Origin of the sequence: Rubripirellula lacrimiformis (assembly GCF_007741535.1) — a bacterium.
GTDB lineage: Bacteria > Planctomycetota > Planctomycetia > Pirellulales > Pirellulaceae > Rubripirellula > Rubripirellula lacrimiformis.
This window is the reverse complement of record NZ_CP036525.1, coordinates 1,775,721-1,786,749: the sequence shown is the minus strand read 5'-3', so window position 1 is coordinate 1,786,749 and position 11,029 is coordinate 1,775,721. Positions and strand designations below refer to the sequence as shown.

General features: G+C 56.3%; 10 protein-coding genes and 1 pseudogene. 2 read left to right on the top strand and 9 right to left on the bottom strand.

The genetic code is table 11. From position 1 onward, the window contains the following. The first annotated feature begins 238 nt into the window (after positions 1-238). On the top strand, positions 239-748 hold the full coding sequence (locus K227x_RS06295; protein ID WP_145168743.1) for a hypothetical protein: 510 nt from the start codon (positions 239-241) through the stop codon (positions 746-748). Positions 749-1,042: 294 nt separating this feature from the next. On the opposite strand, the gene K227x_RS06290 is transcribed toward K227x_RS06295, so the two are convergent. The 4 genes from K227x_RS06290 to K227x_RS06275 form a co-directional block, all read right to left on the bottom strand. Then, positions 1,043-1,570 carry a GNAT family N-acetyltransferase gene (locus K227x_RS06290; RefSeq protein WP_145168742.1) on the bottom strand — a complete coding sequence of 176 codons (528 nt, stop codon included), beginning with the start codon at positions 1,568-1,570 and terminating at the stop codon, positions 1,043-1,045. Beyond that, positions 1,563-2,264 carry a helix-turn-helix domain-containing protein gene (locus tag K227x_RS06285; RefSeq protein ID WP_145168741.1) on the bottom strand — a complete coding sequence of 234 codons (702 nt, stop codon included), beginning with the start codon at positions 2,262-2,264 and terminating at the stop codon, positions 1,563-1,565. Before K227x_RS06285 ends, K227x_RS06290 begins: the two co-directional genes overlap by 8 nt. A 10-nt stretch (positions 2,265-2,274) precedes the next feature. Next, complete coding sequence (locus tag K227x_RS06280; protein ID WP_145168740.1) at positions 2,275-2,694, bottom strand: hypothetical protein; 420 nt, start codon at positions 2,692-2,694, stop codon at positions 2,275-2,277. Between the two features lie 594 nt (positions 2,695-3,288). Further along, positions 3,289-5,901 carry an HD domain-containing protein gene (locus K227x_RS06275; RefSeq protein WP_145168739.1) on the bottom strand — a complete coding sequence of 871 codons (2,613 nt, stop codon included), beginning with the start codon at positions 5,899-5,901 and terminating at the stop codon, positions 3,289-3,291. A 95-nt stretch (positions 5,902-5,996) separates the two neighbouring features. Between K227x_RS06275 and K227x_RS06270 the strand changes: the two are divergent. Beyond that, positions 5,997-6,137: pseudogene (locus K227x_RS06270) on the top strand (thiazole synthase); the annotation flags it as partial. 204 nt (positions 6,138-6,341) lie between these two features. Here K227x_RS06270 and K227x_RS06265 read toward each other — a convergent pair. The 5 genes from K227x_RS06265 to K227x_RS06245 all read right to left on the bottom strand — a co-directional run bounded on the left by K227x_RS06265 (position 6,342) and on the right by K227x_RS06245 (position 11,022). Then, positions 6,342-6,608, bottom strand: a complete 267-nt coding sequence (locus K227x_RS06265) for a DUF202 domain-containing protein (RefSeq protein ID WP_145168738.1) — start codon at positions 6,606-6,608, stop codon at positions 6,342-6,344. Between the two features lie 3 nt (positions 6,609-6,611). Beyond that, positions 6,612-7,328, bottom strand: a complete 717-nt coding sequence (locus tag K227x_RS06260; protein WP_145168737.1) for a class I SAM-dependent methyltransferase — start codon at positions 7,326-7,328, stop codon at positions 6,612-6,614. A 78-nt stretch (positions 7,329-7,406) separates the two neighbouring features. Next, a complete protein-coding gene (locus K227x_RS06255) occupies positions 7,407-8,372 on the bottom strand; it encodes an AAA family ATPase (protein ID WP_145177355.1) in 966 nt (321 codons plus the stop codon). 107 nt (positions 8,373-8,479) lie between these two features. Next, on the bottom strand, positions 8,480-10,075 hold the full coding sequence (locus K227x_RS06250; RefSeq protein ID WP_145168736.1) for a hypothetical protein: 1,596 nt from the start codon (positions 10,073-10,075) through the stop codon (positions 8,480-8,482). Next, positions 10,072-11,022 carry a DUF4129 domain-containing protein gene (locus tag K227x_RS06245; protein ID WP_145168735.1) on the bottom strand — a complete coding sequence of 317 codons (951 nt, stop codon included), beginning with the start codon at positions 11,020-11,022 and terminating at the stop codon, positions 10,072-10,074. The genes K227x_RS06250 and K227x_RS06245 overlap by 4 nt, the downstream gene beginning before the upstream one ends. Positions 11,023-11,029 lie beyond the last annotated feature (7 nt).

Sequence of the window (11,029 nt, the reverse complement as noted above, 5' to 3'; positions counted from 1 at the left end):
CTTTTTCGCTCCGGTGCAATCGATGGCTTCGAAAAAGAATGACGAGTTATCGCCCGTCGTTCGCGCCCCTCGAGCTCGAAACCACCCCCGTCCCCTTTGATCCTTTGAGGCGAATACCCCTGCACGGTATGCCATTTGCAATCACATCAAAGAGAAGGATCGAACGACGATCGCTTCTCGTTCACTCCCGCGTCGCTGCGGGGAACTTTTTGACCGTTTAAGAAACAGGATAGATGCGATGAAAACCGGATCCACTTTTCAATTTCGCCTCGGTGTAGGCGTTGGAGTAACGCTCCTCTCACTGCTAGCATTCTCGTATCAAGTCCCCGCAGGGGCACAGGAGAACTCGAAAGCGAGCGGCGAGAACGGCAAGAAAATGTCGATGGAATGCCCCATGATCACTGGACTAAAAGGAATCAAGTTGACCGCTGACAGTCCGCCGTTGCTGATGGCTAGAGCGGAAGAGTTGAATTTGACGGACGAACAACAACAGCAACTAAAAGCGATTGCCCAGCAAGCTCAGCGTCAGGCGACGGAAGTTTTAACGGCGGACCAGCGTTCGATGCTCGGCGAGACGCCTGGCAAGGCAATGCCAATGATGGAGATCGCGATGATGAGATCCATGAAGATGGGCGAAGCCGAATCCGACATGATGTGTCCCATGTGCAAGAAGAAGATGGAAGGCATGATGAAGGGAAAGATGATGAAAAACATGAAGGAGCCGAGTCGCTCGTCGGACACGCAGTAGTCGCGTCCAATCGATCATCCGTGCCACTTCGTCGCGACAAGTTCAGCGACGAAGTGGTAGCAGGTGTGTTCGATGGCTTGCCGATGGTTCGCGGAACTCAAAAGGAGACGGGGGTGAATCTGATTGCAAAACGGATTGACACAGATACACAGAGGAACGATGTGGCCAAAATCTCTTATATCCAGCCAAAAAACCTCCGTGCCCTTCCGTGCCTCTGTAGTTGAACTCCAGTCCCCAGAAGTGCAATGACGAGGCGACTATTAGTGGCTATCGGTTTTTGGAACTGCGAGCAAATCATCTCGCCAATCGGTGCTTCATAACGCTCAAGCCTGCGCCATAAGTCACGTCAGGGATCAGATGAAATTCAAAGCGTTGGTAGAGACGTATCGCGGCCTCATTGGTTGGGTCAACCAACAGCAGCAAATACTCCGCTGGCTTTTTCCGTTCACCATTTATTCGAATGGCTTCAGCAACCAGGTGCTGCATGATCTGGCGAGAGTAACGCCAATCGGGATCGGGAGGCTGGCCGTGAGACTTTTGGTCGATTCCAAGCATGGGGATATACAGCAATCGCGTGTACTTTCCACCAGGCATTGGCCATCGCCAATTGACCAAGCCAACTGAACCGTAACCAACGACCTGGCCGGTCTTCAAGCGGTACAGCCACACCGACGATCCTTTGTTCATCGAGTCGAAGGCTCCTGAGCCCATGATCCACTCGGTGCAGAAACTTCCGGACTTCGATTCACCACAAGAAAAGCCGACCAAGTCGCCTCGGTCGGCTTCGGTGAATGCATCGGCATAGAGCTGGAACTCACTCATCCGATTGGACGCTGTCCTTCCACGACGGCAGCGGCTTACCCTCGATGGTTGATCGTGGTTGCGGGTTGTCGCGAAGTGCCTTAGCCATCGCCTCGCTCATCTCTTGGCCGTCCTGCTCAAAGGCAGCCACCGAATCCAAGTAATCAACGACTTCGATGTCAGGCCACAGCTCGCGAATATCCACCTGCAGCGCGACCGCGATCTTTTCGAGCGTCGATCGTTGAGGACGGCACTTACGGTTAAGCATTTGAGAGATCGCCGGCTGCGAACATTCGACTCGCTCGGCAAGTTGTTTCTGAGTGATGTGCTTGCTCTTCATGATTTGTCGCAAGCGGCCAGCGAACTGAGCCTCTTGCGAATCCATCTTTTCGACTTCGTTTTGCAACGCAGGAAACTTCTCTGCGGCACCTGATTCAGATTGAGCGAGGTCCATGCCATAGCGGCCCGCGGTATCAGGCAGCAAACGAAACTGATCCAACAGCGTGTGCCACGCGCGGCCTTTGTCGCCAGGAAGAGACTCGGGGTTGTCGATGATCGCCATCAGACGTTCGGAATTGGTGCGAAGCTGGTCACTGCATTCAGTCAGCGCGGCGATGAAGGCTTTTTGTTGAGTTCCGTGCAACGAAAGAATCATCCGCATCAGCGAAGTATTGGTATTTTCAAGTGGAGCTTCGATAGTTTTTGTCGTGCTCATGATCTATGTCTTAGTTGGGCAATCCAAACGGGTTGGCGCGGCTAATGTGCATCCGCTCCAACACAACGTTCAGTCGCATCTGGAGGATTTCAATCAAAAAGTCGGTCAATGGTTCGTTCAGCGTCATCACTGAAAGAATCCAAATCGCTTGCGTAGGTTCGGCCTGGGTGAAGATCACACGATAGCCAGCAGCCACCGCGTATCCTTCGTCAACAAGCAGTTCCCAAAACGCGGTTTCGCCAATTCGGCGAACCTCGACATCTAAAACTTGGCCATCACTTGACTCCCACCACTGCAACTTCAGTGCCTGCCGTCGCAGCCGAGCTCGCCCGGACAACCGGGGCAAAATCACGTGCGCATCACGAAACGCAGACAGACAAATTCGGACCTCCTGCCGGGGAGGAATCTCAGGTGGTTGTAAATCTTCCATCGGCCAAATATAATATAAGTATAAGTCGCAATTCAGTTTGGCAAGGTGTTTTTTGAGATTTAGGCGTCGATTTGTAGGCTTTTAGCGTTTAGCTGACGCCCAGTTCCGCAACTTGCTCGGAAAGGGAGCGAGGCCGACGCCAGAAGCCCCACCGAAGGCGTCATCATTACCCGCCCCTATGACTCGGCCAACTAACGACTTGCCGACAAAGTAAGCCGGAGGCGCAGCAGAGGCCAAGTCCCATGGCGAACGGTTTCCTCCAGCCGAGGCGATTCAGCAGCCCCGACACAAAACCTCGCTCAGTTCCCCTGAATGCCCAGCGCAACGCAATCGCCCTGGGTGCTTACTGAAGCGGATTGCGGCGTTCAGTACGCCAAAGAGAACGGGCACCTTGCGGAGGCCTATGGCAGTGTCGTTGCACTCGGTGCATCGGATGTTGGAGCACTCACCGCCCCCCCCCCCAATTGACGACTTCGATCCGGTGCACAACCTGGATTCGCAAAAGAGTGACGAGCTATCGCCGGTCGTTCGCATCCCTCGATGCTCGAAACTACCCCCACCCCCTTTTTGGGACTCGGAAACCCTTGGGACAACTTAGACACGTTTCGGTCGCTCAAAGACTGCAACCTCAAGCGTGATGTCGTGTGACTCTCGGGCATAGTAGTCGCCGACTTCCAACTCCATCCAGCTCGGTTCGATGTCGGCAACGCCAACCTTCCACGCGTTCGCGAAGATCTCTTGAACAACCGTAAGCATGCTGACGGGCTTCCCCGATTTCCCCAGCTTGGGCACAAGTTCTAATTTTGCGAGCAGGCTGACGGTATTCAGCTCGGGAGCTAGGACAACGTTCGACTTCAGATCGAAGTCAACATCTTTCCGATACAGACGCAATGTCCCAGAATTCCCTAGGCCATCGTCATGTTCAAACGTGCCGGTGAGGTTCACTAACACTTCCTCGCCTGGCTTAAATTTCGCCGCCCAATCGGAGAGAGAGTCACCTGTCATGGCGTCGGATTCATACGTCATGAACATTGGGAGCTTCGATGGAACAACACCGATATGTCGCATCATCGCCGTGAGATGCACTGCAGGCTTATCGTAAGGATTTGGCTCAGCGTCCTTTAATCTTTTCAGTTCATCCGCAAGCATTAGACCATCAACGAAAGGCGTTGCACTATTCCGAGACATCAAATCCGTTCTTCCGAGCAAAACGCCAGCACAAGCACCTTCAAGCCAACCTGCATTCAGCCCGCCCACCGTGACTGCACACTTGGTTGAGTAGTCCGGCTCATGAAATGCAATTCTCCCAAGGCACTCATCTCGACGAACGAATCTCACGGTCTCAGGAATTGTCGCCTGCATTCGATCCCCACGCCCATCACAGAGGCGATTCCACAGCTTTGAAAATGAGAGATCGAGCCAGTCATTTGCAACCACAGTCCTGACAGACGTTTGGCTATCGACCTGCACATCGATGTTAACGTCGATTGTCGGCGCGATTGATGCGATGCGTGAAACCAGTGCATTCTCTCGGGATGAGATTGGCGTCTTCCCGACAAGGCCTTTCTCAGTCCAGGGGCTTCTGTTTAGTCGAGCTTTGATTCGCGTGCCACCATGAGGACAAATCTCGCTCGCCGTTGACTTTCGCAACAATGGCGTCAACTGACCCTTTTCAAGTTCGATCGTTACTGCTTCTGAATGACTTTGATCAAAGCGATGCGACGTCACAGAAACGGAGTCGGCGATCATAAAGATCGAGAAGAAACCAATACCAAATTTTCCTGTGGGACTAAATTCGGAAGCAAGCAGGCCGGGAAGTTCCTGCAACGCGAGATCCGAAGTCCAGAAAGAGCTTCCAAAATCAAGCAGCGGCCCCGTCATGACTTGCTGCGACATTCCTAACCCATCATCGACGACCTCCAAGCACCAACCATGTTCATCTTCAAAAAGACGGATCGTTATCTTCCCCTCTGAAGGTGCGTGACCACCGGTGACAACATTGCGTCGTGCACGAACTGCGTCAGCGGTGTTGGCGATGAGTTCTCGCACGGGGGCTGACGTATTCTCGCCATACAGTGCCTGTCCACCAAAGCGATCAACCACATTTGCTACATCCGTGATCTGAATTGATACATCGACTGGAAGCCACCCTTCGGTCTCCACGTACTTACTGAACTGAGCCACGCTTTCTGCCCCCGCAATTCGTCGTACAGCGAACTCCCTGCGACCCTCGCGTTTGAGCAACGCACTGGTTTGCTCTAACTCCTTACTGGCATTCTTCGCAACCAAATCAAAAGCAATCTGCCATGATTCTCTCTCATCGACGGCGAAGGGCTGGTTTGAACGGAATTCAAGAACCCCAGAACCTCGCCGAACTGTTGGGAGATTTAATCGCTGTTGTGCAATCCAGTGCTTGCGACTCGCGGCTTCTGGTTGAAAGACAGCCTGCCGCAGTGGTGGGGCTCGACGTCGATCGACTTGGCAAGCGTCCGCACATCGCAGTATGCAGGCAATTAGCAGAGCATCGACCTGCCAGTCTTGAGGCACGCCCGAAAGAGCAGCGAATTGATTGAGCTTGCTCGCCACCTTTTCGATTGGCCAGTGATGACTTGCAGCAATCTCTCCGATCAAGCGTCCGAGCTGACCACAGATCTCGCGATCTTCAATAAGCGGAATGTAGGGGCCATCGCTGAAGTGGATGCCCTTCGTTGCCAAAGCGACACACGCATTTGCATGCTCTTGACGAAGTCGCTGAAGTACAATGAGATTTTTGATTTTGTCCGGCGGGCTCGAAACCTCCTTTTTCGTTGGACGACGACCATGCTTCTCGATCAGGTTCTTCGCGACCAAGTCGTTCCACCTGTCTCCATACAAATCTTCGATCCGATTCGGAAATGCGCAAATTGCGTTTCCAAGGTCATGGATCAAGAACGCCCCGCCCAGAACAAAAGCTTCAAGAGGATTCAACGCCCACTCTTCACCCGCGATCTGGCTGGCGGTCGTCCACAGTGCGTCGAGATGGTGGATGCTATGATCGGTCAACTGTGGAACTGAGCGTGCGACGTCCTCTGCCAGAACTGCAGCAGTCTCTCGGAATCGATCGAGCACCGATTCAAGACGATTTGCAGCTTTCTTAGCGTCTACAGACAATCCTTCGGTCTTGAATGCCTTTGAATACAAATTACTTTCTTTGAAGCTGATCGTCATTCACTCCTCCTTGAAGAAAAGGCTACCGAATATTTGAAACCTGAAATCATTCTTTCCAGTTCTCAGGCGAAATCAAAGGGGACGGGGGTTGTTTTATGGCACGGAAAATGAAGCACGCCACGCTCGCCGGCCGGGACGCCTACCTGGCCGGCTGCATCCCACGTCGACTCTACGGCACCGCCAGCAGCCCCACCGAAGGCGTCATCAGCACCCGCCCCTACGACTCCGTCAACTAACGACTCGCCAGCCAAGCGAGCCAGAGCAGAGGCGGAGGCAGCAGCAGAGGCCAGGCACCCCGCAATGCCCGTGGCCTCACGGCCAGCGGCTCACGGTTACCGCCAACTTCCTGCCCCCTCTCCCCCGTCGCTTTGATCCGAGGAACGAGGTTCAAAGCGATGGGGGAGAGGGTTGGGGTGAGGGGGAACACACGCACGCAAACGTCACCCGCTCCGGTGCAGACGCCTGTGCAGGTTCACAAAGCGTGTCACGCCGACTGTACCGATCGTTACTCCGACCGCGACCAGCGCCCAACCGATCAATCGAATCCGCAGCACCTCGGGAAAGAACTTCACCAGCGTCACACCGGTTGCGGCCATCATCAATGAGGTCCGGCTATAGGCTAACAGAGTCCGCTCGTTGGCCAGGTCGGTGCGTACCAGGGCCAGATCATCTTTGCGTGATTCCGCAGCCTGTTCATGGTCCGTCATCGCTTAGGTCCCGCTGCGTGGAAACGCCGCGGGCTGTCCGTGCCATGCGGGGAAAGAACCAGCGTGGACCGCCAATAGAATTGCTTTGCCGTGCAAATGTTCGGGGCCATGCGTGTAGTCCCATTCCTGGCGTTCTTCGTATCGAAGTACGCGCAATTGCGACTCGGATTGCACCGCCCAAGACGCCAACTGGTTGGGTTTAAAATAGTTGATGACCGCCCCCGCGGTCTCGCTGACGGGAGCCTGGCTTTCCCGACCGGGCGATTGATCACTGCCAGGATCTTCCGTGGTATGCACTTCGACAAACAACATCCCACGATCGGTCAGCGCTCGAGTCATTTTGTCCCACAAGACACTCGCGTCGGCCGCCGGAATATGGTCCAGCACCGTGGTGGCCACGATCGCATCGTATGTCTTAGCCGGCAGCGACAGTTCACGCACATCACCTTGTTTCGTCACCACTCGATCAGCCAACCCAACCGCGGCGGCGCGTTCCTGGATCCGGTCCAGGCCGCGACGGCTAAGGTCCACCGCGGTGACATCGTAACCGGCCGCCGCCAGCGCCACGGTGTCGCGGCCGGCACCGGCGCCCAAATCCAACGCCCGACCGCCGCCGCCGACTTGATCTAGGAATGCAGCAACGGCAGCCGTGGGAGCATCCCCGTACGCGATTTCATCTCGGTCATAGGGCTCAAAAAAAGGGTCAGACGGCTGCGTCATAGCAAAAACAAAAAAGTGGGTGGGGATGAAACGGACGGGCCATAGGCTGGCATCACAGAGAATCAGTCACGCGGCAATTCAATCACGCGGCACTTCGATGCCGCGGATCAGGGAACCGAGTTCTTCGTCGGCGGTGCGGCCTTCGATTTCGGATTCGGCAGTCAGTTCGACACGGTGCCGAAGCGCGGGGGTCGCGATTTCGACCACGTCGTCTGGGACGGCATAGTCACGACCACCGAAGGCCGCCAAAGTACGTGCGGCCTGCATCAGTGCCAAACCGGCTCGCGGTGACGCGCCGATATGGAACGCGGGCCAGGAACGGGTCGCCCGCACGATCTTGTTGATGTAGTCGACCAAGCTGTCTTCGACACGAACGGTCCCACACAACTGCATCACCTCCAAAATCTGTTCGGGACTGGTCACCGTTTGGATTTCGTTTCGCAGCCGTTGGTTCAAGTCGATTTGCTGGCTGTGCAGTTTCAAGATTTCAGCTTCCTGGTCGGCCGTTGGATAGTCGACTCGAAGCTTGAACATGAATCGATCCAACTGGGCTTCGGGCAGGTTGTAGGTGCCTTCACTTTCAAGCGGGTTCTGCGTCGCCATCACCAGAAAAGGTCGCGGCACTTGGTGGCTGGTGCCGTCCACGGTGACACGGTACTCCTGCATGATTTCCAGCAGTGCCGCGTGCGTCTTGGCCGGTGAGCGGTTGATTTCGTCGGCCAACAGAAACTGAGTGAACACGGGTCCCGGACGAAACCGAAACTCGCTCTTCTGCATGTCATAGACCGGCGCGCCGGTGATATCCGATGGCATCAGGTCGGCCGTGAACTGGATGCGTCCAAAATCGCATCCTAAAGTCTGCCCCAAGGCCCGCACGAACAACGTCTTGCCGAGACCGGGAACGGATTCGATCAACACATGACCGCCGGAAAACAACGCGGTCAAAGTCCCTAGCACCAACTCGTCTTGCCCGACATAAAGCTTGCCAATCTGAGCGGCAATCTGGTCGTACAGCTCACGAACGGGCTGAAACTTGGGTGACATGACCGGTGCCGCCGGCGCGTTGCCAAGCGATGATCCAGGTTCCCTCTGGGCGGGCGAACCGTGGGGGCCAAGCTCTTCGTGTCCGGGTGGGGTGGGGGGAAGACTGCTCAAAGGATTTCCTTGTCCGGGGTGTCAGGGTTGGCTGGTTTAGGTGGGGTCGTGGCCCCATGGTCGACGATCGGATCGTCGATCGTGGCAGGTGGATCCGGCTGCGCGTCGTCGGACGAATCTTCGCCGGACGGATCTTCGCCGGACGGATCTTCGTTGGGCAGGTTGGCCGATGGCTGAGCCTCGTCAGCAAAAGCTGCGTCGCTGGTAGCTGAATCGCTGGTGGCTGAGTCGCTGGTGGCTGCGTCGCTGGTGGTTGCGGCAGCAGGGGGCTGAGCCGGTTTCCGACGGATCCCTAGTTTCGGCAGCGGGGCAGCCTGGGGGCGATCATCCACCGGATCAGCGATCACCCATGGGCCGGAGGTTTCACCGTGGATGCGTCGAAAGTACTCGCTGATGCGGCCACGCGCGTAGGCTTCCCCGCCGGCTCGGTTCATCAGTCCGGCGACCGCATCCAAGTGATGTCCAAAACTGGTTTGGTCCGGTGCGTGAACTCGCTGGGGACGTCCCAGGATCGGCCACAGCATCAAACAGACCACCAACCCTAGCATCACACCATGCATGGTCACCAACGACAGCGGCCAAACCGTCAACAGTTCCATTCCCGTCGCGATGGGCACGCCGGGTTTGGTTTCACTGACCGGGACTCCCATCCAATCGCTGGTCAGGAAACCTGCCACCGGCTGGTCGACGGACGCCGGACGACTGGTTTCGATGATCCGGGCAGCCAAGCGTTGATTCCGCGGATGCGTCATGGCAAAGTTGGTCAGCAGCGATCCGCCGGCGATCACAATGATCTTTGAATTCCGCCAATCCTCCGAGAGCACTTCCGCAGCAATCGGTTCACCATCCCCCGCATCCAACAGTGTGCGAAAGGTCAGCTCGGTGCGAGTGGGACTTGTCGAAGTCGACGCCATGATTCCCGTCGCACCTGGCCCGGTGGCCCCGGCGGAACGGAACCCGACCGAAGTGCCCGTGGCTGGCACGTTGTTATCAGGATCGAAAGCGCGAACGACGAACTCGGTCGGCAACGCCGATTCGGCATCTCCTGCGTCGGCCTCGGACGCCCAAGGGCCGGAGATCGAATTGATTTCGTTGCGGTGCGTCAAAGGTTCAATTTCGAACCAACCGTTGCTGGTCAGCTTTTCACGATTCAGACGCCACAGCGCCCGTTCATTGATGCTGCGAGCCGCTCTTTTATGAAATTCCATCCGCAGTTCGGGCGATGCAAGCGGTCCCGCCTGGGTCCAGTAATCGGCTTCGCTGCCGCTATCCGGCACGACGTAAACCAGCGTCTTGTTGCCGCTTCGCAACCACTTGTCGAACCAACGAGTCACCTTGTCGTCGATGCTGCGATACGCCGCGGGAGTCCACACGATGACGTCGGTGCGTCTCGCTCGGTCGGTCAATCGGGAAACATCGCGACTGCGATATCCGCTGGATTCGAATCCGCTGCGAAGCGCGCCGAAACCGTTCAAACTGCTGCGACCGGTCGTGCCTTTGGACGGACCGTATTGGGTTTCCATTTCGCTGCAACCGACCAGCGTTATGGCGCAGCAAAGGACCGTCGCGGCGGCCATGGTGTTTCGCATCATATCGCTCCTCCAACACGTGTTTGAAGCACGTTTTCCATGCGTTCGTTGGATTCCCACAACATCGCAAATTCGTTTGCCGTGACCGCATGCCGGCCAAAGTAGGACTTTTCGAATCCGTCGACCGTCGCCTGCAAACGCCGGGCAAGATCGGGAACGGTCGCCTGGGTTTCGCGGACATACTTGCGATTCGTTTTGCCACGATTCAGCCGGATCATTCCGACCCGATCCAACAGCAACAGTTGGTGTCCGAACAACAAAATGATCGCTTGGTCGTACTGGCCCGCTTCCATCAACCGTTGAGCCTCGCTGCGCAAATTGACGTCCGTTCGTCTCAATTCAGCAGGCAGATGCTTGATTCGCTGCAACGTCTGTTCGTCCGGGGTTCCGTCGCCCTGATCATCGACCGCTCGCAAGCGAGCATTCGTTATCAAGTCGATTTCCGCTTTGCTCATCGCGTAAATCACAAGTCCGATACCCAGTGCGAACAACGTCAATAAAACCAACCATCCCAACAAGTTGGACAGTGACATTCCAGACCCGAACAAGCCATTCGAATTCCACGTCGTCCCTGGGGCCGCCTGCGGCGCGTCTGGTTTGACCACCCGCTCTGGCTTGGGCAACCAGCGACTGTCTCGGTGCAACGTGTCGTCGACCTGTGGGGTGACGTCCACGGGCAACACGCTGCGTTGATCCGCGTCGTACCAGACCGAACTGGATACCGAATCGTCGACCTTGACGCTCACGCCCGCAGCATCCACGGACGCGCCATCGACGGACGCGCGGTCAACTGGCGAATTGGCAACTGGCGAATTGGCAACTGGCGAACTGGCAACTGGCGAATTGGCAACCGGCGAATTGGCGACTTCCGCAGCCGAGACCGACACCGGTGATCCGCCCAGCAAGATCGCGGCCAAGCAGGTGCAGCGAAACAATGCGGAAGTGCTCATCCCGAAT